The 21,229-nt window shown below is 59.4% G+C and carries 30 protein-coding genes, 1 tRNA gene and 1 pseudogene; 17 read left to right on the top strand and 15 right to left on the bottom strand.

Annotated elements, in window-relative coordinates:
• Positions 1 to 3: 3 nt before the first annotated feature.
• The 3 genes from OOF89_RS12780 to OOF89_RS12770 form a co-directional block, all read right to left on the bottom strand.
• The gene (locus tag OOF89_RS12780) at positions 4 to 390 is read right to left on the bottom strand and encodes a DUF7318 family protein (RefSeq protein WP_266076748.1); all 387 of its coding nucleotides are present in this window, start codon (positions 388 to 390) and stop codon (positions 4 to 6) included.
• Positions 391 to 1,077: a plastocyanin/azurin family copper-binding protein gene (locus OOF89_RS12775; RefSeq protein WP_266076745.1), complete on the bottom strand. Its 687-nt coding sequence runs from the start codon at positions 1,075 to 1,077 to the stop codon at positions 391 to 393. It lies immediately after the preceding gene.
• Between the two features lie 88 nt (positions 1,078 to 1,165).
• A complete protein-coding gene (locus OOF89_RS12770; RefSeq protein ID WP_266076743.1) occupies positions 1,166 to 1,954 on the bottom strand; it encodes a DUF7319 domain-containing protein in 789 nt (262 codons plus the stop codon).
• A gap of 89 nt (positions 1,955 to 2,043) precedes the next feature.
• On the opposite strand from OOF89_RS12770, the gene OOF89_RS12765 reads away from it, so the two are divergent.
• Positions 2,044 to 2,529, top strand: coding sequence for a DUF7321 family protein (locus OOF89_RS12765; protein WP_266076740.1), 486 nt, complete (start codon positions 2,044 to 2,046; stop codon positions 2,527 to 2,529).
• 13 nt (positions 2,530 to 2,542) lie between these two features.
• Here OOF89_RS12765 and nth read toward each other — a convergent pair whose 3' ends face one another.
• Positions 2,543 to 3,229, bottom strand: a complete 687-nt coding sequence (gene nth / locus OOF89_RS12760) for an endonuclease III (protein ID WP_266076738.1) — start codon at positions 3,227 to 3,229, stop codon at positions 2,543 to 2,545.
• Here nth and OOF89_RS12755 point away from each other — a divergent pair.
• The 3 genes from OOF89_RS12755 to OOF89_RS12745 all read left to right on the top strand — a co-directional run bounded on the left by OOF89_RS12755 (position 3,218) and on the right by OOF89_RS12745 (position 5,750).
• On the top strand, positions 3,218 to 3,532 hold the full coding sequence (locus tag OOF89_RS12755; protein ID WP_266076735.1) for a hypothetical protein: 315 nt from the start codon (positions 3,218 to 3,220) through the stop codon (positions 3,530 to 3,532). The two genes, nth and OOF89_RS12755, sit on opposite strands and share 12 nt — an antisense overlap.
• Positions 3,533 to 3,603: 71 nt before the next feature.
• A complete protein-coding gene (mvaD, locus tag OOF89_RS12750; RefSeq protein ID WP_266076733.1) occupies positions 3,604 to 4,578 on the top strand; it encodes a phosphomevalonate decarboxylase MvaD in 975 nt (324 codons plus the stop codon).
• A gap of 41 nt (positions 4,579 to 4,619) precedes the next feature.
• Positions 4,620 to 5,750 (top strand): NAD(P)/FAD-dependent oxidoreductase, encoded by a 1,131-nt coding sequence (locus OOF89_RS12745; RefSeq protein ID WP_266076732.1) that lies wholly within the window; start codon positions 4,620 to 4,622, stop codon positions 5,748 to 5,750.
• Here the strand turns inward: OOF89_RS12745 and OOF89_RS12740 are convergent.
• Positions 5,747 to 6,103, bottom strand: a complete 357-nt coding sequence (locus OOF89_RS12740) for a hypothetical protein (RefSeq protein ID WP_266076730.1) — start codon at positions 6,101 to 6,103, stop codon at positions 5,747 to 5,749. The genes OOF89_RS12745 and OOF89_RS12740 overlap by 4 nt on opposite strands.
• 131 nt (positions 6,104 to 6,234) lie before the next feature.
• On the opposite strand from OOF89_RS12740, the gene OOF89_RS12735 reads away from it, so the two are divergent.
• Positions 6,235 to 6,450 (top strand): hypothetical protein, encoded by a 216-nt coding sequence (locus OOF89_RS12735; RefSeq protein WP_266076727.1) that lies wholly within the window; start codon positions 6,235 to 6,237, stop codon positions 6,448 to 6,450.
• Positions 6,451 to 6,501: 51 nt separating this feature from the next.
• On the opposite strand, the gene OOF89_RS12730 is transcribed toward OOF89_RS12735, so the two are convergent.
• The 4 genes from OOF89_RS12730 to OOF89_RS12715 form a co-directional block, all read right to left on the bottom strand.
• Complete coding sequence (locus OOF89_RS12730) at positions 6,502 to 6,858, bottom strand: hypothetical protein (protein WP_266076724.1); 357 nt, start codon at positions 6,856 to 6,858, stop codon at positions 6,502 to 6,504.
• Between the two features lie 102 nt (positions 6,859 to 6,960).
• Positions 6,961 to 7,248 carry a DUF6360 family protein gene (locus tag OOF89_RS12725; RefSeq protein WP_266076721.1) on the bottom strand — a complete coding sequence of 96 codons (288 nt, stop codon included), beginning with the start codon at positions 7,246 to 7,248 and terminating at the stop codon, positions 6,961 to 6,963.
• 1 nt (position 7,249) lies between these two features.
• Positions 7,250 to 9,028, bottom strand: a complete 1,779-nt coding sequence (locus OOF89_RS12720) for a nitrite/sulfite reductase (RefSeq protein WP_266076718.1) — start codon at positions 9,026 to 9,028, stop codon at positions 7,250 to 7,252.
• 125 nt (positions 9,029 to 9,153) lie between these two features.
• Entirely contained in the window at positions 9,154 to 9,456 is a 303-nt protein-coding gene (locus OOF89_RS12715) for a hypothetical protein (protein WP_266076716.1), read from the bottom strand.
• 313 nt (positions 9,457 to 9,769) lie between these two features.
• Between OOF89_RS12715 and OOF89_RS12710 the strand changes: the two genes are divergently transcribed.
• The 6 genes and pseudogenes from OOF89_RS12710 to OOF89_RS12685 all read left to right on the top strand — a co-directional run bounded on the left by OOF89_RS12710 (position 9,770) and on the right by OOF89_RS12685 (position 13,931).
• Positions 9,770 to 9,895, top strand: a complete 126-nt coding sequence (locus OOF89_RS12710; RefSeq protein WP_266076714.1) for a hypothetical protein — start codon at positions 9,770 to 9,772, stop codon at positions 9,893 to 9,895.
• Positions 9,892 to 10,659, top strand: a pseudogene (locus tag OOF89_RS12705) (CbiX/SirB N-terminal domain-containing protein); the annotation flags it as partial. The gene OOF89_RS12710 and the pseudogene OOF89_RS12705, both read left to right, overlap by 4 nt.
• Positions 10,642 to 11,763, top strand: coding sequence for a DR2241 family protein (locus OOF89_RS12700; protein WP_266079789.1), 1,122 nt, complete (start codon positions 10,642 to 10,644; stop codon positions 11,761 to 11,763). The pseudogene OOF89_RS12705 and the gene OOF89_RS12700, both read left to right, overlap by 18 nt.
• Complete coding sequence (cobA, locus tag OOF89_RS12695) at positions 11,735 to 12,595, top strand: uroporphyrinogen-III C-methyltransferase (RefSeq protein ID WP_407661569.1); 861 nt, start codon at positions 11,735 to 11,737, stop codon at positions 12,593 to 12,595. Before OOF89_RS12700 ends, cobA begins: the two co-directional genes overlap by 29 nt.
• Entirely contained in the window at positions 12,592 to 13,638 is a 1,047-nt protein-coding gene (locus OOF89_RS12690; RefSeq protein WP_266076710.1) for an anthranilate phosphoribosyltransferase, read from the top strand. Before cobA ends, OOF89_RS12690 begins: the two co-directional genes overlap by 4 nt.
• Positions 13,635 to 13,931, top strand: coding sequence for a ferredoxin (locus tag OOF89_RS12685; RefSeq protein ID WP_266076708.1), 297 nt, complete (start codon positions 13,635 to 13,637; stop codon positions 13,929 to 13,931). Before OOF89_RS12690 ends, OOF89_RS12685 begins: the two co-directional genes overlap by 4 nt.
• On the opposite strand, the gene OOF89_RS12680 is transcribed toward OOF89_RS12685, so the two are convergent.
• Genes OOF89_RS12680 through OOF89_RS12670 form a run of 3 tightly spaced genes read right to left on the bottom strand, consistent with a single transcriptional unit; the run spans position 13,918 to position 15,672 of the window.
• The gene (locus OOF89_RS12680; RefSeq protein ID WP_266076707.1) at positions 13,918 to 14,583 is read right to left on the bottom strand and encodes a precorrin-2 dehydrogenase/sirohydrochlorin ferrochelatase family protein; all 666 of its coding nucleotides are present in this window, start codon (positions 14,581 to 14,583) and stop codon (positions 13,918 to 13,920) included. The genes OOF89_RS12685 and OOF89_RS12680 overlap by 14 nt on opposite strands.
• Before the next feature lie 58 nt (positions 14,584 to 14,641).
• Positions 14,642 to 15,484 (bottom strand): BKACE family enzyme, encoded by an 843-nt coding sequence (locus OOF89_RS12675; protein ID WP_266076704.1) that lies wholly within the window; start codon positions 15,482 to 15,484, stop codon positions 14,642 to 14,644.
• Positions 15,481 to 15,672 carry a hypothetical protein gene (locus OOF89_RS12670; protein ID WP_266076701.1) on the bottom strand — a complete coding sequence of 64 codons (192 nt, stop codon included), beginning with the start codon at positions 15,670 to 15,672 and terminating at the stop codon, positions 15,481 to 15,483. Before OOF89_RS12670 ends, OOF89_RS12675 begins: the two co-directional genes overlap by 4 nt.
• Positions 15,673 to 15,913: 241 nt before the next feature.
• On the opposite strand from OOF89_RS12670, the gene OOF89_RS12665 reads away from it, so the two are divergent.
• Positions 15,914 to 16,429, top strand: a complete 516-nt coding sequence (locus tag OOF89_RS12665; RefSeq protein WP_266076699.1) for a hypothetical protein — start codon at positions 15,914 to 15,916, stop codon at positions 16,427 to 16,429.
• 137 nt (positions 16,430 to 16,566) lie between these two features.
• Here OOF89_RS12665 and OOF89_RS12660 read toward each other — a convergent pair.
• A tRNA-Arg gene (locus OOF89_RS12660) sits at positions 16,567 to 16,641 on the bottom strand.
• 103 nt (positions 16,642 to 16,744) lie between these two features.
• On the opposite strand from OOF89_RS12660, the gene OOF89_RS12655 reads away from it, so the two are divergent.
• The 3 genes from OOF89_RS12655 (at position 16,745) to OOF89_RS12645 (ending at position 18,901) form a co-directional block, all read left to right on the top strand.
• Positions 16,745 to 17,635: a geranylgeranylglycerol-phosphate geranylgeranyltransferase gene (locus OOF89_RS12655; protein ID WP_266076696.1), complete on the top strand. Its 891-nt coding sequence runs from the start codon at positions 16,745 to 16,747 to the stop codon at positions 17,633 to 17,635.
• A gap of 137 nt (positions 17,636 to 17,772) precedes the next feature.
• Entirely contained in the window at positions 17,773 to 18,414 is a 642-nt protein-coding gene (locus tag OOF89_RS12650; RefSeq protein WP_266076694.1) for an RAD55 family ATPase, read from the top strand.
• Between the two features lie 76 nt (positions 18,415 to 18,490).
• Positions 18,491 to 18,901 carry a CoA-binding protein gene (locus OOF89_RS12645; protein WP_266076692.1) on the top strand — a complete coding sequence of 137 codons (411 nt, stop codon included), beginning with the start codon at positions 18,491 to 18,493 and terminating at the stop codon, positions 18,899 to 18,901.
• 32 nt (positions 18,902 to 18,933) lie between these two features.
• Here OOF89_RS12645 and OOF89_RS12640 read toward each other — a convergent pair whose 3' ends face one another.
• Positions 18,934 to 19,914 carry a PLP-dependent cysteine synthase family protein gene (locus OOF89_RS12640; protein WP_266076689.1) on the bottom strand — a complete coding sequence of 327 codons (981 nt, stop codon included), beginning with the start codon at positions 19,912 to 19,914 and terminating at the stop codon, positions 18,934 to 18,936.
• A gap of 35 nt (positions 19,915 to 19,949) precedes the next feature.
• Positions 19,950 to 20,243 carry a DUF5798 family protein gene (locus OOF89_RS12635; protein ID WP_266076687.1) on the bottom strand — a complete coding sequence of 98 codons (294 nt, stop codon included), beginning with the start codon at positions 20,241 to 20,243 and terminating at the stop codon, positions 19,950 to 19,952.
• Positions 20,244 to 20,324: 81 nt separating this feature from the next.
• On the opposite strand from OOF89_RS12635, the gene OOF89_RS12630 reads away from it, so the two are divergent.
• Together OOF89_RS12630 and OOF89_RS12625 are read left to right on the top strand one after the other, a co-directional pair.
• Positions 20,325 to 20,729: a DUF7548 family protein gene (locus OOF89_RS12630; RefSeq protein ID WP_266076684.1), complete on the top strand. Its 405-nt coding sequence runs from the start codon at positions 20,325 to 20,327 to the stop codon at positions 20,727 to 20,729.
• A gap of 81 nt (positions 20,730 to 20,810) precedes the next feature.
• Positions 20,811 to 21,140: a DUF5658 family protein gene (locus OOF89_RS12625; protein ID WP_266076681.1), complete on the top strand. Its 330-nt coding sequence runs from the start codon at positions 20,811 to 20,813 to the stop codon at positions 21,138 to 21,140.
• Positions 21,141 to 21,229: the final 89 nt, after the last annotated feature.

Raw genomic sequence — 21,229 nt, 5'->3', positions numbered from 1 at the left:
TGTTTATCGTTTGTAGTAGGGATACACTGCTCGTTTGAACTGCTCCCATGCATCTCCGAACGATTCGGTTCCGTACTGTTCCTCCTCACGCACGTAGAGGTCTTCCCATTTGCGACGTCGTTTTTTCACGATCATCACGTCGGGGAGGAACTCCTTTCGGTACAGCATGAGAACGAACGCGAGGTCGATGAAGATGATCGCGAGAACGCCACCGAGGTACATGTTGCCGACTTCCGTCAGCCCCCATCCGTTGAGGAGGCCGTAGGTGAACAACCCGACGAACACGACTTCGATAATCGTCAATAGGACGATTGCGATAGCGGCAGTCGTGCTTTCGCGGGCCGGTTCGTATCGGTGGATATCGCCGTACGTGCTTCCTGACGAGGACATCTATCTGTTCCCTCCACTGGAGTGTGCGGACTCACCGTACTTCAGGAAGAAGAACGTGTAGATGAGTGAGACGACCATCATCAGAATCGTCGCGATTCCGACGTAGTGCGCCTGAAACGGCACGCCCATGTCTTCAGGGTCGACTTCAGCCGGAGCACCGCCGCCGCCACTGCTGCCGCCGACTTGAATCGACCCGGTCATGCCGGCGCTTTTGTGGGGCGCACAGAAGTACTCGTACGACCCTTCCGTATCGAAGGTGTGCTCGTACGTGTGCCCTGAATCGAACGTCTCGCTCTCGCTTCCCGATCCTTTCCAGCCAGCCCCGTCGGGTTGGCTTTCGGGAACCACGTTGTGGGTGTTCGACTCCCAGACCCACTTCACCGTGGTGCCGGGCGAAATCTGGAGTTCGGCTGGCTCGAAGACGAGCTCGCCACCGGGGCCGACTTTGACGGTTTTCGTCGCTCCGCCACCGCCGCCCCCGCCTTTGCTCTGATTGCCGCTAGACTGGTTTCCACTCGACTGGTTGCCACCGGCCGACCCGGTCGTCTGGTTACCGCCAGTTCCGTTGCCGCCGGACTGGTTGCCACCTCCCGACGTGGTCGTCTGCTGCGCACCAGCGGGTGCCGCCGCCGCGGCAGTTCCGCCAGCAACGCCGCTGGCCGCCAGTAGAAAGTCCCGCCTCTTCATACATGTGTTGGTCAGGATGGGACTTGCTTAAACCCACCGATGCCGCGGGAGTGCCGCTAGCGACCGTTATGGAACCCCTCTCGGCGGTTCAGTCATCTCGATCGCTTTCGTCCAGGGGCAGAAAATCGGGTCGGTCGCCGGATTCGACTCCGGTGGACCGGAGTCGGTTTCTGTACTCTTCCGAGCGGAACCTGTCGGAAAGACGGGCGTTCGCGACGATGAGCAGGACGAAAAATCCAAACACGAGGAATCCGCCGCCGACGAGTGCCAGCAGGGGCGCCCCCTGCCGAATATTTTGCGGCACGCCGATGATTCGAAAGTAGATGAGAACCCACGCGATCAGCATGCCGAATCCCGCAACGATGTGGATTCCGCCTATCGTCTGCATCAGTTTGTTGCCGAGTTCGCCGCTTCCCTCCGGTACTTCGTCGGGTTGCGGCAGTTGGTCACCTTCCGGCATCTCGGGTACGTCGTATTCCTCCATCGAGGCCAATGCAACCGTGGGCTTCACGTCGCGGAGGACAGTTCCACGTCCTTCGACGCTTCCGTCCGCGTAGACGACGGCGTACCCTTCGTCCGAGTAGGCGACCAGCAACGGTTCACCGTCGTGCGTGGTCCGTTCGACGACGGCGAACACTTCCCTGACGGCGATTCGGTGTTTCAAGTCAGCTTCCACCCGGTCGAGCAGTTCCTCGCCCGTTATCCAGGTGTCAGGGTCGAACGCCGCTTCCCACTCTTCGAGGGACATCTCCGCCATATCTTCGGGGCCGAAGTTCTCGAAATCGTACTTCTCATCGACCTCGCGGCGGAGTTCCTCGCGGGATTTCTCCGGCGCGTCCTCACCTGCGCCCTTCGTCCCACTGTCGGAGTCAGCCATTGTTCGGAAGTTACGCTTCGACGGCTAAACATCTTCTGACACGCCCGACGTTTCGGACGGTTTAACGCTCCCCAGGCTAACCACCGACTATGGTAAGCGACGCGGCGATTGCGACGGTGGTCGCACTAGTCGTGACTGCGAGTTTTCCGTTCTACCTCTACGGGGCGTGGATAATTATCGAAGCGGAAACAGTAACGTGGGGTGTTCTCACGCATCATCTGAAGTTCATCGTTACCGGCCTTCTGTTGACGACGATACCGGCAGTCACGTGGATGATTCCCCGCTTCTTCCGACAGTTCGGTGGCCTCGCGGCAGTTCACGCGTTTCTCGGACTCCAAGCGTACGCGTTGTTGGTTCTCGCGCTCACGGGCATCGTCAGAATCTTTCAAGTAAAACGTGCGCACGATTTGTACGGTTCTCCGAACCCCGAGATGGATATCAGTGAACTACACGAAAACATGGATTCGTGGCGGTGGCGACTACGCGTCGGCGTCGCGGGCTACATCGTGTTTTGGTTGCTGACGTGGATGCTCGGCGTCGCTCGGTTTTTCATCCTGCACACCGATTATCTCTGAAGCGAGCGTTCTTTCAGTTCCACGCCTCGCCGCTGGCGAGGTCGATGTCGTTGTCCACCTTCGATGACGGGCAGATATCTTCGAGCACGCACCCCTTGCAGTCCGGACTGCGGGCGGTACAGGTCGCGCGTCCGTGGCTGATGAACAGATGAGTCAACCACTGCCAGTCCGCCTCGGGGACGAACGTCATCAGGTCGGATTCGATGTTCTGCGGGCTCTGTTCGTCGGTCAATCCCAACCGTCGCGACAGTCGTTGGACGTGCGTATCGACCACGATTCCCTCGACCACGTCGTGGCCGTGCTGGAGCACCACGTTCGCCGTCTTTCGCCCGACTCCGGTCAGGTCGGTCAGCTCGCGCATCGTGTCCGGCACTTCCCCGTCGTGTTCCTCGATGATAGTTCGGCAGGCGCTGTTGATCCACTTCGCCTTGTTGTTGTAGTAGGTGATGGAGTTCAGATCTTCGGCGAGTTCGTCAACATCGGCGCTCGCGTAGTCCTCCGGGGACTGGTATTTCTCGAACAGGTGCGCGGTCTCCTTGTTTACGCGCTCGTCGGTACATTGCGCCGAGAGCATCACCGCGATAAGCAGTTCGAGCCGGTTTGAAAAGTTGAGCGAGATGGTCGCGTCGGGATATTCGTCGTACAACCTATCGAGGATTTCATCCAACTGTGCCTCTCGCGTATCGAGTTGGGCGCCCATGTCGATGAGGTTAGCGGGACGGGATTTCAGTCGTTCGATATTCGAGAATTCGAACTCGTCAATCGGGAGATAGAAACATCACTGCCGAATCTCGTAGGTGTAGCCATGGCCGCCGAACCCATCCGTATTTCGTGGACCGACCCGGACTACGTCGCTACCGTCGTTGGGGTACTCGCTATAGGCGCGCTTTACGTCTACAGCGCATCGACCGGAACCGGGCCAACGACCGACGAGATATCTCTCGTCCTCCTCTCCGTGACCCTTCCCATGACGATAGCATACCAAATCGCTCGACGGTTTTAGGGTGGACGACGTTCGATGAATCTCACCAGTATTCCAGAGAGTTTAAACGCCCGTCACACACCCATCGACGTATGAAAGCGACCGCGAAGGCCCACCCGATTCAAGGTCTCGTCAAATACCACGGAATGCGAGACGAGGAACAGCGATATCCGTACCACGACAGCATCAGCGTCTGTACCGCGCCGAGTCACACGAAGACGACCGCCGAGTTCGATGAAACCCTCGATTCCGACACCTTCGTCGTTGACGGCGAGGAACTGACGGGCCACGCGGCAGACCGCGTTAGAACAGTAGTCTCGCGTGTGCGGGAACTCTCGGAAATCGACACCCGCGTCCGCCTTGAAAGCGAGAACAGTTTCCCATCGAACGTCGGCCTCGGTTCCTCCTCGTCCGGGTTCGCCGCCGCCGCGATGGCCTGCACCGAAGCCGCGGGACTCGATCTATCACGCCCAGATATTTCGACCATCGCACGCCTCGGGTCGTCCTCGGCGGCGCGCGCCGTGACCGGCGGATTCTCGGACCTCCACACGGGATTGAACGACCACGACTGTCGCTCAGAGCGACTCGAATCGCCGCTCGAAGACGACGTGCGAATCGTCGCCGGATTGGTTCCCGCGTACAAGGAGACCGAAGCAGCTCACCGCGAGGCTGCCGACAGCCACATGTTCGAAGCGCGACTCGCCCACATTCACGACCAACTCGTGGAGATGCGTGACGCCCTGCGCGAAGGCGACTTCGACCGTGTCTTCGAGACGGCGGAACACGACTCGCTTTCGCTCGCCGCGACGACGATGACTGGGCCTGCAGGATGGGTGTACTGGAAGCCGGAAACGCTCGAAATCTTCAACGAGGTTCGGCGACTTCGCGAGAAAGAGGACATCCCCGTCTACTTCTCTACCGACACAGGTGCGAGCGTCTACGTCAACACGACGGCGGAACACGAGGGATACGTCGAGGAAGTCATCGCCGACTGTGGCGTCGAAACGATGCGCTGGAAGGTCGGCGGCCCTGCCGAAATCCTGCCGGAAAGCGAATCCCTGTTCTAGCGGGGAATACGCCTTTAGCCCTGCTTTTCCTATTTATCTTCATGCAGGTCGTTGTTCTCGGCGCTGGCTACGCCGGTCTCACTCTCGCCCGAAAACTCGAACGTTCCCTCCCGGACGATGCGAATCTCGTTCTCGTCGAGCAGACCGGCGAGCATCTGGTTCAGCACGAACTTCACCGAGTCATCCGAAGACCGTCGTTCGCGGACGATATTTCGATCCCACTCGAAGACGTTCTCGATTGCGAGATTCGGGTGGCACGGGTCGAATCCATCGACCCGACGGAAAATCGGGTGGTGTTCGAGAACGGTGAGTCGAAAGATGAACCGAACCTCGAGTACGACTACGCTGGCGTTTGCCTCGGCGCGGAAACCGCATTCTACGGACTGCCGGGCGTCGAAGAACACGCGACGCCGCTCAAACGACTCCATCACGCCGAAACGATTCGGAAGGGGTTTTTCACCCACGAGGGTGGTCGAATCGTCGTCGGTGGTGCGGGTTTGTCGGGAGTACAGGTCGCGGGTGAACTCTCGGCGCTCGCTCGCGAGGAGGAGATGGATGCAGAAATAATCCTGCTGGAGCAGTTCGACCATATCGCACCGTCGTTTCCCAGCAATTTCCAGCAGGCGGTGACGAAGGAACTCGAAAAGCGGGATATCAAAATTCGAACCGGAACCGCTGTCGAGCGTGCGGACGACGAGGAGATCACGATAGCTGACGGGACGGCGCTTCCCTACGACCAGTTCATTTGGACCGGTGGTATCCGCGGGCCGGACGCGCTGAGCGGTGACCGCCCGACCGTCGATAGCACGCTCAGACTCGGCGACGGAACGTTCGTCGTCGGCGATGCTGCTCGTGTCGTGGATGGCGATGGAGAAACCGTTCCTGCGAGCGCCCAATCCGCGGTGCGTGAAGCGAGGGTCGTCGCGACAAATATCGTCCGACTCGTCACGGGCCAGGACGACGTGTTCGACCCTCGACTCGACCAATTCACGTTCGATTCGCCGGGGTGGCTCGTCTCGATCGGGGACGGTGCAGTCGCCCAGATCGGTCCAACGGTAGTTACTGGTACGCCAGCGAAGGCGCTAAAAGCGACGGTCGGGGCGGGCTATCTGTCCTCAGTCGGTGCTGTTCGGAACGCGGTAGAGTTGCTCGGAGAAGAGTTGGATGATTAGATACCTGGAATGCCGAGCGCCTCGAACGTCAGAACTCCCAAGATTGCCAGTACGTACGTGATGGCGACGACGGAAAGCCATCCGATGAGTGCGATTCCGATCGCGTTGCCCCAACCGCCGGGATAGCGGAAGTTGATGACCCAAACCCATGCGATAAGGACGACGACCCAGCCAAACAGCCACCCGAGCAAGAATGCGACGACGACGCCGACGATCGACCCGACGATGGCTGTGATGAGTGCGTATCCGTAATCGTCAGTCTTCGTCACGACTCTCGCGCCGATGTAAATGCCGAGTGCGCCGATGAGCAGGCTCACGACGAACCCGACGACTGACCCAGTGAGGGATATCATACGAACTGTTCTACGACGAACCTATTTTTATATGAACCGCTTGCGACTCGGAAGGGTCCGCTATGGCAGCAAGAGTTATGTTGGATGAATTCAGCAGTAGCTTTAAGGTACTGGCCCATCCTTGCCTCACCATGGCACGCGAAAACACACTTGACACGGTTTTGATGGGGGCAGTCGGAGCCGGTGCTGCAGCATTGATTGGAGTACAGGCGGTCGAATATTATCGGGAACAACGCCGACGGTCGGAGCCACATATCATTTGCACAGATTGTGGCGAGGCGATGCCGGTCGATGAACTATTCGACCCGGTCGTCACCTGCGGCTGTGCGACCGTTCGAATGGATTGAGAATACAGCGTGCCAGACGTTCACTTCTGAACAAAATCGAGCCGGGGAGCGTTAGACGCGGCGAAGAGTGCCACGAAGTCCCCGCTCAGCTACTCCGATGAGGAGCAGGGCGAAGAGCGCGACGACGAGCCAGCGTCCCGTCTGGGAACTGACCGCTTCAGCGAACAGTCCCAGCAGGTCGAAACCGACGGCCTGGCCGAGCGCGAACAACAGCAACACGAAGCCGATGACTGCGAGGCCCGACATCAAGCCGGTCTTCGCGAGCCAGTTCGACGACCCATCGTTCTTCCGACGCGTGTTCTGCGCTTGTGGTTGCTGGTTCGCACTGCCCTGTCCAGTAGTTTCTTTCTGTGTGGACCGTTGACTACTGTCGTTACGATCTCGTTCGCCGTTTTGTGATTGGGGCATAGTAAATCATCCCCGATGGGGTAGAGTACCCCGACTCCTAAAGTTATAGACCAGTTAAACGACTCCTTACGCGGTGGTTATGAGGAGTTCCGTTTCCATCCACTACGACCGTTCTTCCGCCACCGAATCGGCGTACCGCTCCAACTCCCCCGCCAACTCCCGTGCCTGCTCCGGTGACAGGGAAACCGTTTCGGCGTGTGCTGGCAGATGCTCCAACTCGGTGTTGTCCAGTTCGAGCTGCAGTAACACTTCGTCGGGTGAACCCTCACTGCGCGGGGTTTTGACGTTCAGAACGCCGACCGCTTCCTCCGTCCACCCATGACCCTCCGCAACGGCGTCTACGAGGTCAAACGTGGTGAAAGCGGTGACCGAGAGGACTCGGTCAGCCATCTCAGTCGTCCCCTGAAATCGCGTCGTCCGGGCTGTTCGGTGCCGGACTGGCCTCCATCGCGTCGTCGTCGGCGTAGGGGTACCACGTCTTCTTCGTGTTGTGCATGTACGGATCGTCGTAGGAGGTTTCCTCGGGTTCCGCGAACTCGGCCAGTTTCTCCTCGTCGTGGGACTGTACGAACTCCCGGAACGTTTGCCCGTCCTCGCGCCGTTCATCGAACGCATCGATGAGGTTTCGAATCGCGCCAGGTACCTCGTCGGCGGCGATTCGCTCCCGAATCCACGATGCGAAGCTAGGATTCTCGCCGAGGCCGCCACCGAGGCCGATATCGAGTGCTTCGACCGCCTCGCCGTCCTTGCGGGTTTTCATCCCGCGCAGGCTGATGTCCGCGATTTGCGGCTGGGCACAGGAGGCGGTGCAACCGGACAAGTGGATGTGGAAGTTCGCCACGTCGTCCGGCAGTTCGACGTTGTCACGAAGCCAGCGCGAGAGGCGAACTTGCCGGTTCTTCGTCTCCACGATGGAGAGCGAACAGAACTCGGTTCCGGTACACGCAATCGACCCGCGCTGGAACGGATGCGGGTCGGGGCTGTACTGGTCGAACAACGGTTCGTCCAGCATGGCATCGAGGTTCTCCTCGGGAACGTCGGTGAGGATGATGTTCTGGCGTTGCGTGAGTCGGGCTTCGCCGGAACCGTACTCCTCCGCGATGTCCGCCATCTCTATCATGTCCTCCGCACCGACGCGACCCACAAGGACGTTCAGGCCGATGTAGTAGTTCCCGTCGGGTTGTTTGTGAACCCCGACGTGGTCGGCGTGGCCGTGGTCGTCCGGAACCCCGGCGTTGTACGAATACTCCTCACGAAGGTCATCTCCGGCGGTTTTCAGTTCGAAATCGACGTACTCGTCCTGCAGGACACGGCGGACCTTTTCGGGACCCCACTCGTCCACGAGGAACTTGATGCGTGCGCGACGGCGGTTGTCCCGGTTGCCGTAATCGCGGAAGAGACCCGAGAGCCCGCCCAGCACCGGGACCACCTCGTTTGGTTCCGCGAACACGTCGATGTCGCGGGCGAATCGCGGTTCGCGACCGGCGAGGCCACCGCCGACGCGGACGTTGAACCCACGAACCGATTCGCCGTCGATTTTCTTCTCGGCGGGTTCGATGCCGATATCGTTGATGTCGCCCTGTCCACAGCCTTCCCTACATCCGGTCACCGACACCTTCCATTTTCGTGGTAGGTTCGCGTACTCGGGGTTCCCTTTGAAGTTCTCCTGTAAATCCTCGACTACGGGGAGGGCATCGACGAACTCCGCCTCGTCCTTGCCTGCGACTGGACAACCGACGATGTTACGCCATGAATCGCCACAGGCCTGCATGGTCGAAAGCCCCGCCTCTTCGAGACGGTCCCAGATTTTGGGCACGTCCTCGATGTTTACCCAGTGGAGCTGTATCGCCTGCCGGGTCGTCACGTCCGCGTAACCATTTCCGAACTCGGGGTTCGCGGCGGGACCGACGGCGAAGTCGCGCGCGATTTCGCCGATGACTCGGAGCTGTCCGGGCTCGAGCACGCCACTTGGTGGCCCGATCCGCATCATGAAGTAGCTCTCCTGTCCGTCGCGCTGGTGGTACAGCCCCCACCATTTGAACCGTTCGAACCACGCATCGTGTTCGTCGTCCGGAATGGCGTCCCACCCCTCTTCGGCGAATCGGAGCATGTGCTCGCGAATCTCCTTTCCGTACACCTCGTCCTTCCATTTCTCCACGTCGGTCGGCATGGGCCATCGTACAGAACCGACCCGTAAACAGTCGCGCTCCGCGTCAATGTCCGCCGGGGATCGGAAATCCCGGCAAATATCGCGGGGAGGTGTGACGGTCCGTTTTCCGAGGACCGACAGAGCAGTTATCCAGGCGAATGAACGCCCTCGACGGCAATGGGGCGGAAGCGGTCGGTACCCATCTTCCCGACTCGGAGCCAGTCAGTCGTTCCGTGCTCGCCACAGCCGATGCACTGTCCACCGGCACGGGCTTCGACCCACTTGCCATCGACCCCCACGTCGGTGAACACTTCGACGACGAAAAAGGCGACTTCACAGCCGCAGATGTCGTGGTGTGCAAGCTTCCAGACGTTGCTTACGCCGACGATCCGGGTGTTGTTCACGTTCACCCACGCACCTTCGTCCAGCGTGCGAACCGCTATAGCCATGCCAGCACATCGGCGCCCCCTGACCTGAACACGTCGGCAGTCGCAATCCACGCCGCGTTGGATGACGCGTCACGAGCGAGAAAATCGGGTGTGTCTGCCCAAAGAGGGAGAATACACCGAAAACACCCCGCTCGTGACTGTCGGAGATACCCACGAATGTTACCGAAACGTAGGAGCATCGGCTGGAATTACGCCAAGACGCACCGTTTAGGAGCCGTACCGTAAATCGAGGGGTGATGACAGGAACCGACAACGCCGAACGACGATATCTCCACGACGAACGTTCCGTCGAATCGACGAGGGGTGACGAGACGTGAATAAGGGACGGGAAGACGACCACTTGGAAGACGTGCCCGACGGAAGCGGCTGTACGGAAATCTGGGAACACCTCTCGGAGCGCCGAGGGAGGGACGAAGACGAGGAAACGGTCGAAGAATGAGCGATGTTGCACTCGTCCTGGTCGGGCACGGGTCGCATCTCGACCCCCAGTCAGCCCGACCGCTCTACGACCACGCGGACGAAATCCGCTCACGCGACGTCTTCGATGCGGTGTACGAGGCGTTTTGGAAGGAATCCCCATCGCCCCGCGACGTACTCCGAACCGTCGAGCAGGACGACGTGTACGTCGTTCCGCTGTTCACCAGCGAGGGATATTTCACCGACGAGGTGATCCCGCGCGAACTTCGAATTGCGGACGGATGGGACCTCGACGTGGACAAATCGGTACAGTACACCGACCCAGTCGGCACGCACGAGGCGATGACGGACGTTATCGCCCGCCGTGCCGAGCGCGTGACCGGAAATCCGGACGTCGGTTCGGGCGTCGGACTCGCAGTCGTCGGTCATGGTACCGAGCGTAACGAGAACAGCGCGAGGGCGACACGAACACATGCAGAACAGCTCCGAAACCGGGAACGATTCGACGAGGTTCGAGCGCTGTTCATGGATCAAGACCCGCGAATCGAAGACCTCACCGACCACTTCGAGAGCGACGAACTCGTCGTGGTTCCGCTGTTCATCGCCGACGGCTACCACACGCAGGAGGACATCCCCGAAGACATCGGTTTGACCGACGACGCGAACGCCGGTTACGACGTTCCTGCCGAAGTCGATGCCAAAACCGTCTGGTACGCGGGTGCGGTCGGAACGGAACCGCTGGTTGCGGACGTGGTTCTCGAACGCGTGATGGACTCCGATGGGGAGCGAGTGAAGTCGGACCCCGCGACTGGGACCGCTTCCCAACCGAACCGATCGGCAGTCGCACACTGCACCCGCATCGATGAACTCGTCCGGTCGGCGAGTGATGGCATCGATTTCGACGGTCTCTCGGTCGAGCACGACGAGCGGTTCACCTTCGAAACCCGGTCCACGCGACACAAGGGGTTGACCGAATCGGCGTTCCGAACTGCTGCTCGAGACCATCCTCGATACGTCTCGAACTGGTATCACTGGGAGCACGAGGTCGGGGGGCACGGCACTCACCGCCGGGAGTTTTTGCGGTGGTTGGAAGGCGCACGTCGCCCCGTTTCGGAACGCTACGATGCGCTCCAAACTGAAACCGGATTCTCCCGGACGTGGGGTGAACTCGCCCTTTCCGTCCGACTAACCGAGGGTTTCGAACGGGAATATACCGTTCGCCACATCGAGGATCGTGACGAAGATGCTTCGGCCCTCCACACGCCCGACGACCCGAGCGCGATACGCGACCTGTCACGATCGACCGACGATGGCACCTATCGACCGTTGCGGACCGCCCCAACTCTGCCAACCGGATGGTCGTTCGAAACGAACGACCCGGACGACCTCTACCGAGTCGTGGAGTGGGTGTACCCTGCGACGGTTGCCAACTGGAACGAGGAGCGGTCCGGAAACCTCGACGTCACCCATTTCGAGGAGACGGCCGACCGCCAGACGGGAATCTACGCCGAAATCGGTGCCCTCGACGGAGACGCGCTGGAAAACGCGGTCGTCGCTTGTTGTGCCGACTCGGTGTGTTGCAAACGCCGTGAATGGGATGCGACCGATGCCGAAGATATTGCCGTTCCCCGCGGCGACGGCGAATTTCCTTGCCGAGAGCCATGCTCGCTGTTCGTGGCCGCGGCGCGGGAGTTTCTAGCAGTCGAGCGAGAGGACGCCGACGACGGATCGAGATTCGAACGAGCGACGGAGCGCGGGACCGACGGGAAACAGGCGTTCGTCGATGCCATCGTGGTTGACTCGTCGGTCCGCGATGGCGAACTGAGCGATTCCGGAAACCGCTACCGAGTGCGGTACCGGCATGCGAAGCAATTCGAAGAGGTGCGGTGATTCGATGCATACAGGAACAGTCTATTTGGTCGGTGCAGGACCGGGTGACCCGGAACTGCTGACGGTAAAGGCACGCAAGTTACTCGACTCGGCGGACGCGGTCCTCCACGACAGGTTGGCTGACGACCGAATCGTGGATTCCTGTTCGGACGCCGCGGAAATCATCTCGGTCGGGAAGCGGCCCGGGCCGAACGGCGAACGCACTACGCAGGAGGAGATTCACCACCTGCTGGTTCGAAAAGCACGCGAAGGGAAGGACGTCGTTCGTCTGAAAGGCGGCGACCCGACGGTGTTCGGCCGCGGCGGCGAGGAGGCGGAGCACCTCGCTGCCGCCGGTATCGACTTCGAAATCGTTCCCGGCATCTCCAGTGCGGTTGCGGGGCCGGGAGTCGCAGGTATTCCAGTCACCCATCGCGACCACGCTTCGTGTGTAACGGTCGTCACTGGTCACGAAGATCCGACGAAACCGGAGAGCGCGCTCGACTGGGATGCACTCTCCGCGACCGTCCAGGCGGGGGGAACGCTCGTCATTCTGATGGGTGTCGGCAAACTGCCCGAAAACATGGCTGCGCTTCGTGCGGGCGGCGTGTCCGACGATACCCCAGTCGCGATGGTCGAACGGGCAACCCGCGACGACGAGTTCACCGTCACTGGGACGCTCGAAACCATCGTCGAGCGGCGGGACGAAGTCGGCATCGAACCGCCCGCCGTCACCGTCGTCGGTGACGTGGTGTCCGTCCGGGATAACGTCATCGAGTATCTCCAGGGTGCGCCGTCGGTCGGGTTCGCCCCGGCACCCGAAACCGCCGTCTCCGATAGAGGTGTCGAATGATGGAGCTACGAGAGCTGATGTCGCAGGTAGGGTCCGGGCCGAAATCAGCAGAGGACATGAGCTACGAGCAGGCCTCTTCGGCCTTCGAACGAATCCTCTCGGGGGACGCCGACCCGACTGCACTCGGTGGGTTTTGGGTTGCAAACCGCTGGAAGCGTAACACACCGGAAGAGTTGGCAGGATTTCTCGATGCCATGCGGGATACCTCCGTGAAAGTCGCTTCTCCCGATGTAGAGCCAGTAGACTGCGGCGCGAACTACGACGGAAAGAGCGAAACCGCGCTGCTCGGCGTGGCCTCGGGACTGGTTTCCGCGGCCTCGGGAACACCCGTGGTCGTTCACAGCGCCGACCGCGTTCCGATGACCGAGGGCTGTGCGTATCGCCACGTCCTTTCGGAACTCGGCGTCGAAACCGACCTCGAGCCTGCAGAAAGTGCAGCGATGACCGATTCGGTCGGCTTCGGTTTCTACGACCAGTCCCGATTCAACCCCCACGTAGATGCACTCCACGGTCGTCGTTCGGCAGTCGGCGTCCGAACGTTCATCAATACGGTCGAAACGTTGGCGAATCCCGCCGACGCGGCGGTTCATCTCGGTAGTTTCTACCACCTTTCCTTCGCGAAACGAATTATCGACACGCTTCGGGAGAGTCGAACTTCGTCGGTCGAACGCGCCATCCTGTTTCAGGGCTTGGAAGGCTACGACGACATCCGACCGGGGTACACGAAAGTCGCCGAGTGGAACGACGATTCGGGTGAGTTGACGGATTACGAAATCGAGACCGCGAACTACAGTATGTCGTTCGAACGCGACCACCTCGAAGTCGAGGCCGTCGCCGCCGATTCCGCTCGAATCACGGAATCGGTGCTATCGGGCGAGTGCGACGACGAGTTCGTCGATGCGGTCGCGCTCAACGCGGCGTTCCGCATCTACGCTGGCGGCGGCGCGGCGTCGCTCGACGCCGGATTGGAGAAAGCCAACGCGACGATTGCCGATGGGAATGCCCTCGAAACGCTCACCAAATTGCGGAGGTTTACCTCGTGACGAACACGCCGCCGGTCGAGGAAAAGCCGTACAAAATCGTCTTCGAGGGCGGTCGCTGTTTCGGCGCGGGGAAATGTGCCGAGGTCGCGGACAACTGGGAGATGGATTTTTCGACCGGACTCGGTTCCCCGAAGACGTACTTCCTCGGTGCGGACGAACTCGACGAAAACGTCCGTGCCGCGGATATCTGTCCCGCGAAAAAGGATGCTGGCGTCATTCACGTCATCGACCGAAAAACCGGGAAGGAGATCGCACCGAACCCATACGGCGACGGGACGCTCAGTCTCGATTGAGCACTTTGCTGACGGCTCTCTCTGCTTCCGCGCGTGCGTCAGTTCCGCCGGAATCACCGTTCCCAATTCGCTCGTCTTCGATAGCGTTCCACACCGATTCCGATTCGAGGACCGCGTGAATCGCCCGTCGGCGTTTCCCCGTTGGGATTCCCCGTTCCTTCAACTCTTCGCGGAGAACAGCGGTCAACTCGGCCATCGAGTCCGCACCGCAAAGCAGCGGCTCGATTTGCTGGCGCAGCTGTTTGCTTAGCGCGGGACTTCGCCCGCCGGTTCCGATCGCCGTAACGACATCACCATTCCGAACCGTCGCGGGGACGACGACACTACCGATTTCACGGCCACCGTGTTGATCAGCACGATTGACGAGGATGCTTCGCTCCCGTGCGCTCCGTTCGATTGCTTCGTTGAGTGCGCCGTCGTTGGTCGCGGCGACGACGAGTGCGGGGTCGGTTCGGTCGAGCCAGTTCGAAAGGGAGTCCGGAGTGACGTGTGCCCTGATTTGTGATGCCGCGTGGAGTTCATCCGAAAACTCCGCGCTGACGACGATGACGTTCGCTTCTTGGGCGAAAAATCGCGCTTTCCGTAGCCCGACGTGTCCCCCGCCGAAGACGAGCACGGTTTCGTCACTGAAATCGTGAAACAGCGGCAGCATTCGACGTATAAATCGGGAGCAAGTGGTTTGAATCCCGTGATTTCGAAACCGGTCGAAATTACAGTTCGAGGATTTCTCGTGCCTGCGCAGGCGATGCGACTTCGCGCTCGAGTTCGCCAGCGAGTCGTACGACCCGGCGAACGAGTTGCGCGTTGCTCTCCGCGAGTTCACCTCGTCGGTAGTAGACGTTGTCCTCCAATCCGACCCGCACGTGGCCACCGAAGACGATTCCCATCGAGGAAAACGGGAGTTGGTGCTTGCCGAATCCGAGTGTGTTGAACAGCGCTCCGTCGGGCAAACCCTCGATTGCGGTGAGAAAATTCCTCGGTGTCGGGGGCGTGAGCGTCCCCGGCCCGAAAATGAGCGTGGCGTACACCGGGTCGGCGAGGTCACGACGCTCCAGAAGCCCGAACACCTCGTTTCGGTGGCCGTCGTTGAACACCTCCAGTTCCGGTTTGATACCGCGTTCTTCCATCTCGTCGTGGAGGCTGTCGACCAGTCCCCGCGTATTCTCGCTCGTGAGATGGTCGTATCGATTCAGCGGCCCCATATCGAGCGAGGCCATCTCCGGCGGCGGGTCGGTTCGCAGGGGGAGATGTCGGTCTTCGTCCGGTGCCCCCGTCCCGCCAGTCGAATGCTGAATGATGATGTTCTCCGTGTGTTCCCTGACGGCGTCGTCTATCTCCTGAAACCGCTCGGTAGAGAAGGTACGCTCGCCGTTCGGTTTCCGGGCATGCAGATGAACGACCGCGGCACCCGCTTCCTCGACAGCAGCAGCGGCATGCCCGATTTCTTCGGCTGTCTCCGGAATGTTCGGGTTGGCTTCTTTGCCGTGGACGCCGCCAGTTACCGCCGCCGTGACGATGAGGGGGTCGCCACTGAGGTATGCTTCATAGCTCATTTGCCGTCTCCATCGACGTGTTCGCGATATATTTCGCAGTCGCGCTCGTGGTTCAGTTCATACCGGTCGTTACAGATGTCGGCGCGCATCGGTTGGACGAATTCGTCGATGACGGTACAGAAGGCTCGTGGTTCATCGAACGCCGTCCCATCGGTTCCGTCCGAGTATTCGAGATACGGACACACCATGGTATGGCGAATGGTAACTGATGGCATAATCGTTCGCTAACATGGTTATCAGGTGGTAACCCGTGAGTCGTCGGATGGCTGGACGATGACGTATTGGAGGTGTACTGTATCGAGGTAAATGCGTGATAAATACCCTATATTTGAAAATTATCCTAATTTTCTGTAGGTCCCACAAAATATCGTCCAATTGATTAGAAGGAACCGCATAACAAAGATACCCGTGTGCATGTTCCGAGGTAGCATGTCGAATTCCAATCCGCCTTCCCGACCGACACGCAGGACAGTGCTTCGTTCCGCCGCCATCGGTGTCACCGGACTCGGTGTGCTTGGGGAGCAAGCCGTCGGAGCGACGACCGATACCGACCAAACACCACGAGTCATTACGAAGGGCGCCGAGGCAGGGAATCGGCGAGTCACCCTCTTCGGCAACATGACTGGGTTTGGTGGACATGAGCACGTCTGGGTCGGATTTACGTACAAAAAGAAAGGGACGATGTCGGGAAGTTATGGTGAGGAAATCAAACTGTGGCATCCGGATGCGCCGCCGAATCGGTTGCAGTCCGGCGACCAACGCGGTCCGGCGTTCTCACTGACGTTCGAGTACGGGAACGAGGGCGTGAGCGACCAAAACGAGGAATGGCGTCTCAGGCCGGGAACCACCTATGTCTATCAGGCACAGGCACGACTTCCCCGTGACATCGGGTCGGTACCGCTCTTCGGAAAACCCCGAGAGTTCACGATTCCATGCAACGATTAGCGCCGCTCGTGACGGGACGACGCCGGTAACTTCGGCGGCAGTACATACGCGTTCGTCAACCAATACTCCCGACCGAAGCGGGTCGCGGCCGGAAGCCGTCATCGATTCACTCCCCTACTTCGTTCGTCGCAAAAACATGGGCGCTACAGGATTTGAACCCGTGGCAGCTTGGTCCGAAGCCAAGCACTCTGTCCAGACTGAGCTAAGCGCCCTGTACCTCATTCTATTGCGTGGCACCTTTTAAACGTCGTGGTTTCGACTCGGGGAAATCGATATCCAGTCCATTTATACCGGGTGGACCGAGTACGTCGCCGTATGGCTATTGACGGACGCGCGAAGGGATTGTTCGAACTCACGCGTCCGGGCAACGCGTTCGCGGCAGGAATGCTCACGTTCATCGGAGCGTTCGTCGCGGGTGGTGTCTTTACCGACCCAAAGCCGATACGAGTCGTCGCTGCAGTGGCTGCGACGTGGTTTGCGACCGGTGCAGGGAACGCGATCAATGACTACTTCGACCGGGATATAGACCGTATCAACGCGCCGGAACGACCGATTCCGCGTGGCGCGGTCTCTCCGAGAGGAGCACTGCTGTTCAGCGGCGCACTGTTCGGTGGGGCAGTGGTCGCCGCCCTCGTGCTCCCCGTGCTCGCAATCGCTATCGCCGCGGTCAATCTCATCGCGCTCGTCGCCTACACGAAACTGTTCAAGGGGCTCCCTGGCGTCGGGAACGCCGTCGTCGCGTATCTCGGCGGAAGCACGTTCCTGTTTGGGAGCGTGGCCGTGGCAGTCGGTGCTCGAGGGGCTGTTCTGCCGCAGGGAGTGAACACCGGGATTCGTGCCGCGTTTATTCTCTTCCTGCTGGCGGCTCTTTCGACGTTCACGCGCGAAATCATCAAGGACGTAGAGGACATGGCGGGTGACCGAGAAGAGGGACTAAACACGCTCCCACTGGCGATCGGTGCGGATCCCGCACTGGCGATCGGTGCGGTCCTTCTCGTCATTGCAGTGGCGGCGAGCCCGCTGCCGTATATCTGGGGAACGTTCGGATTACCATATCTCGTCGTTCTCGTACCTGCAGACTTCGTCATGCTCTATGCCGTCTACGAGAGCTTCGACGACCCGACGGCTGGGCAAAACCACTTGAAATATGGTATGTTTTTCGCCGCGATCGCCTTCGTCGTGGGTCGAATCGCCGTGTTGCTGTGACCGGTCAAACGGGTTAATCAGCAATCAAAAAGAATATAAGTAAAATCCAAGATATTAATCTCAGATGAAACAGGGGGAGAAAATCGGCACAGTATTTGTGTCGCTTTTTATCCGCTACTCGACAGTGTGGTGCCAGTATGTACAACTTAGGTGATATGGTCTCGGATATCGAAGTCGGTCCGGGGACAAACCTGCTTATTTCGGGTCCGTCGATGACCGGTAAGCGAAATCTGGCGCTCGATATCCTCGCACACGGAGGGACCGGTGGCGAGGGCGCAATTATCGTGGCGACGAAGGATGGCGGTAAACAGATGCTCACGGAGTACAAATCTCGTATCGATAGGTCGAGGACACCCATCGGCGTCGTCGATTGCGTGTCGAAACAACAGGGAATGAACCCTCGTGGCATCGACGGTATCGAGTTTGCGTCCTCGCCGGTCGATATGACTGGCATCGGTATCAAACTCTCCGAGCTCCTTCAGGAGTTTTACGACGCTGGCGTTCGAACGAATCGAATCGCGTTCGATTCGCTTTCCACGCTTCTTATGTACTCGAACGTACAGACCGTTTTTCGATTCCTCCACGTTTTTACCGGTCGTATCCAGAGTGCGGAAGCATTCGGGCTGTTCATCATCGATTCGACGGCGCACGACGACCAGACGATGAGCACGCTCCGACAGCTGTTCGACGGTGAGATCGAAGTCAGGGAAGCCGATGGAAACGAATCCGAGATTCGGATAAAGGGCGTCGGTTCCACGGCTGGTTGGCAACCGTTGTAGAGCACGACGGTGTCGGCCGACACACGACACCACAGCCAGCCGAATCCTTTTGCGCGCCCATCGCGTCAGTTCTTCTATGCCAGTGGAAAACGACGACGAACTTCGTGAGATTCTCGAACACGACACCGTCGCAGTCGTCGGATGCTCCTCGACGCCAGGCAAGGATGCGCACGAGATTCCGAAATATCTCCGTGAACACGGCTACGAGGTCATCCCGATCAATCCGTTCGCGGACGAGATCTTCGGGCGAAAAACGTACGACTCGCTCTCCGACGTGGAAGAGGACATCGACATCGTGGACATATTCCGTCCGAGCGAGGAAGTCGACGAAATCGTGGATAACGCCATCGAGCGCGACGACGTAGCTGTCGTGTGGACGCAGTTAGGGATTCGAGACGAAGATGCAGCGAAACGTGCCGAAGACGCCGGAAAACGAGTCGTTCACGACCACTGTATGAAAGTCGAGCATCAGCGGTTGATGGGGTAGTTCCGCACGATCGAAACAAAAAATCTGCCGACCTATCCGTCCCACTCCGCGAAGGAGCGATAGATCCCCTTCGAGAGGTACCGCTCGCTGGAGTCTGGGAAGACTGTGACGACGGAATCAAAGGGAGCATCGACTTCCCCTGTCTGAATTTTCTCCGCTATCTTTCGGGCCGCGATACTTGCGGCACCCGCGCTGGAGGCGACTAAATGGCCTTCTTCGTGTGCGAGTCGTTTCAGTTCGTCGTGGGCGGTTCGGTCGGGAACCTGCACGATTTCGTCCACGAGGTCGGGGTCGAACAGTTCGTTCGTCGCCGGGTTGTGGGTTCCGATACCCTCGATTTTGTACTCCGCTTCGTCCACGTCAGCACCAACCGTCCGTGAATAAAGCGACCCTTCGGGTTCGACGGCGGCGACGTACGTATCCGGATTCTGGTCACGTGCGTATTTTGCCATCCCCATCAGGGTTCCCGCGGTACCACACCCGGCGACGACTGCGCCGACCTGTCCGTCCAACGCCTCGTAGATTTCCGGCCCGGTCGTTTCGTAGTGGGCTTCGACGTTCAGCGGATTCCCGAACTGCTGTGGCACCACCGCGTTTTCCGTCTCCTCAGCGAGTTGGTGGGCACGGTCGATTGCGCCACCCATTCCGTCTTCAGTCGGCGTATTGATGACTTCGGCACCGAGTGCACGCATGAGTTGCTGTTTCTCGACACTGAACCGTTCGGGAACGACGAAGACGGCATTCACACCGAGCTGTCCGGCCGCGAGTGCGAAGCCGATTCCGGTGTTTCCGGCGGTCGGTTCGATAACCGTTCCACCGGGGGCGAGTTCGCCGGATTCGAGCATCTGCTCGAGCATGTATTTCCCGATGCGGTCTTTGACGCTCGCGCCGGGGTTGAACGACTCCAACTTCGCGTACACTGGCACCTCGTCGGGTGCATCTTGAACGCGGACGAGCGGCGTTTGCCCGATGGTGTCCAACACCGAATCGAGCGGTTCCCGATGTGTCGTCATGCGCGTAAAAACGAAGGCCGGGCTGTTAGTCGTTGTTATGTGGTTGCTTCTGCGGATTCGTCCGCCTCTCCCTCCTCATCGACGGGTTCCGGGGGCTCTACATCGGCCAGTACTGATTCGACGTCGATTCCTTGTTCACTGGCCAACGCCTCGATGAGTGCTCTCTGTTCTGCGTTCTCTACTTCGAGTTGCTGAACGCGCTCGTCCGTCGCCTCTAACGAATCGCGGATGGCGACCATTTGCTCACGGAGTTCGTTTAATTTTACGTACAGTTTTTCCGCCATGTCAGCGACTTTCTGAATCTTCTTGGCCGTACTTCCGAGTCCCATACCCACCCGTTTGTTCCGAAGTGATGTGATTTTTCCGACTCAAACGCGGCGTTTAACTCATCCCGGTGAGTGGCTTCGGGCATGAGTGAACGACTCGCGCCGAAAGTCGGAATCGTGTCGTGTCTGGCAGTACTTTTGCTTCTTTCACTCCCGTACTTTTTCGCACCGGCCACGGCGGTAAGCGTCTACTACGAAACGATTCCCGTTCCTGTTCATCTGCTCGACACGTTCTTCGCGCTCGTAGCACTCATTGCGTTCGGATCGGGGCTCCAGGACAGGAGCGACCGCGCGAGTGTCGCTGGCGTCACTCTCGTCCTTGGTATATTTATGGCTGTCATTACCCTATGGTGGGCGGTCGTGACGCCATCGGCCACGATCGTGGAAGCTGCTCGGATGGATTCGCTCTCCGGTCATCGCTGGGCGCTCGCATTCGTTACGCTCGGTGTCCCCGCAAGCGCCGGTTGGTACGCACGAAGCGTGCTGTAGTCGTCCCTTTTCGCTATACATCGAGTTGTTACTCCCAATCAGCCACCCTATAACAAAGTGACGTGGCGGTGGAGATGGGTTGTGCAATTCGACGATTCCCAACTGTGGTCACACGTTTCCCTGCCACTGTTAGTCGCCGTTCTCGGCGTGATGCTCGGAGACGTGGTGACGACCGGCGTGGGACTCGAACTCGGCCTCAAAGAAGGAAATCCCTTCGTCGCACACTTACTCAGGGAGATGGGGTTGTTCGGTCTGGTTCTCATCAAGGCGATCACCGTCGTGTTGCTCGTCGTTCTTTCGGGCTGGACACATCGCTCACGACGGACCTTCAGGCTCGGAAGTCTCGTCTACCTCGTCGTTGGACTGCTCGTCGTCGTCTCCAACGTCGTTGCTATTGCTACGGTTGCATGAATTCGGCACCCAATGGCCCGTTCGGGAACTCCGAGACGGGATTCGGACGACGGGGACGAAACCCGAAAGGCCCTTAAGGTGGTGTCGGT

It is taken from the genome of Haladaptatus caseinilyticus (assembly GCF_026248685.1).
Classification (GTDB): Archaea; Halobacteriota; Halobacteria; order Halobacteriales; family Haladaptataceae; genus Haladaptatus; species Haladaptatus caseinilyticus.
Note: the sequence above shows the minus strand (reverse complement) of the source record. Positions and strands in the feature narration are given on the sequence as shown.

Coding starts and splice junctions, on each gene's coding strand:
- OOF89_RS12725 (WP_266076721.1), bottom strand. CDS start 7,248: ATGGCTGACCGAGTCCTCTCGGTCACCGCTTTCACCACGTTTGACCTC.
- OOF89_RS12735 (WP_266076727.1), top strand. CDS start 6,235: ATGGCACGCGAAAACACACTTGACACGGTTTTGATGGGGGCAGTCGGA.
- OOF89_RS12775 (WP_266076745.1), bottom strand. CDS start 1,077: ATGAAGAGGCGGGACTTTCTACTGGCGGCCAGCGGCGTTGCTGGCGGA.
- OOF89_RS12770 (WP_266076743.1), bottom strand. CDS start 1,954: ATGGCTGACTCCGACAGTGGGACGAAGGGCGCAGGTGAGGACGCGCCG.
- OOF89_RS12630 (WP_266076684.1), top strand. CDS start 20,325: ATGAGTGAACGACTCGCGCCGAAAGTCGGAATCGTGTCGTGTCTGGCA.
- OOF89_RS12655 (WP_266076696.1), top strand. CDS start 16,745: ATGGCTATTGACGGACGCGCGAAGGGATTGTTCGAACTCACGCGTCCG.
- nth (WP_266076738.1), bottom strand. CDS start 3,229: ATGGGCGCCCAACTCGATACGCGAGAGGCACAGTTGGATGAAATCCTC.
- OOF89_RS12715 (WP_266076716.1), bottom strand. CDS start 9,456: ATGGCTATAGCGGTTCGCACGCTGGACGAAGGTGCGTGGGTGAACGTG.
- OOF89_RS12740 (WP_266076730.1), bottom strand. CDS start 6,103: ATGATATCCCTCACTGGGTCAGTCGTCGGGTTCGTCGTGAGCCTGCTC.
- OOF89_RS12650 (WP_266076694.1), top strand. CDS start 17,773: ATGTACAACTTAGGTGATATGGTCTCGGATATCGAAGTCGGTCCGGGG.
- OOF89_RS12640 (WP_266076689.1), bottom strand. CDS start 19,914: ATGACGACACATCGGGAACCGCTCGATTCGGTGTTGGACACCATCGGG.
- OOF89_RS12675 (WP_266076704.1), bottom strand. CDS start 15,484: ATGAGCTATGAAGCATACCTCAGTGGCGACCCCCTCATCGTCACGGCG.
- OOF89_RS12700 (WP_266079789.1), top strand. CDS start 10,642: ATGGACTCCGATGGGGAGCGAGTGAAGTCGGACCCCGCGACTGGGACC.
- OOF89_RS12690 (WP_266076710.1), top strand. CDS start 12,592: ATGATGGAGCTACGAGAGCTGATGTCGCAGGTAGGGTCCGGGCCGAAA.
- OOF89_RS12680 (WP_266076707.1), bottom strand. CDS start 14,583: ATGCTGCCGCTGTTTCACGATTTCAGTGACGAAACCGTGCTCGTCTTC.
- OOF89_RS12745 (WP_266076732.1), top strand. CDS start 4,620: ATGCAGGTCGTTGTTCTCGGCGCTGGCTACGCCGGTCTCACTCTCGCC.
- OOF89_RS12635 (WP_266076687.1), bottom strand. CDS start 20,243: ATGGGACTCGGAAGTACGGCCAAGAAGATTCAGAAAGTCGCTGACATG.
- OOF89_RS12670 (WP_266076701.1), bottom strand. CDS start 15,672: ATGGTGTGTCCGTATCTCGAATACTCGGACGGAACCGATGGGACGGCG.
- mvaD (WP_266076733.1), top strand. CDS start 3,604: ATGAAAGCGACCGCGAAGGCCCACCCGATTCAAGGTCTCGTCAAATAC.
- cobA (WP_407661569.1), top strand. CDS start 11,735: ATGCGAAGCAATTCGAAGAGGTGCGGTGATTCGATGCATACAGGAACA.
- OOF89_RS12645 (WP_266076692.1), top strand. CDS start 18,491: ATGCCAGTGGAAAACGACGACGAACTTCGTGAGATTCTCGAACACGAC.
- OOF89_RS12730 (WP_266076724.1), bottom strand. CDS start 6,858: ATGCCCCAATCACAAAACGGCGAACGAGATCGTAACGACAGTAGTCAA.
- OOF89_RS12780 (WP_266076748.1), bottom strand. CDS start 390: ATGTCCTCGTCAGGAAGCACGTACGGCGATATCCACCGATACGAACCG.
- OOF89_RS12665 (WP_266076699.1), top strand. CDS start 15,914: ATGTCGAATTCCAATCCGCCTTCCCGACCGACACGCAGGACAGTGCTT.
- OOF89_RS12720 (WP_266076718.1), bottom strand. CDS start 9,028: ATGCCGACCGACGTGGAGAAATGGAAGGACGAGGTGTACGGAAAGGAG.
- OOF89_RS12765 (WP_266076740.1), top strand. CDS start 2,044: ATGGTAAGCGACGCGGCGATTGCGACGGTGGTCGCACTAGTCGTGACT.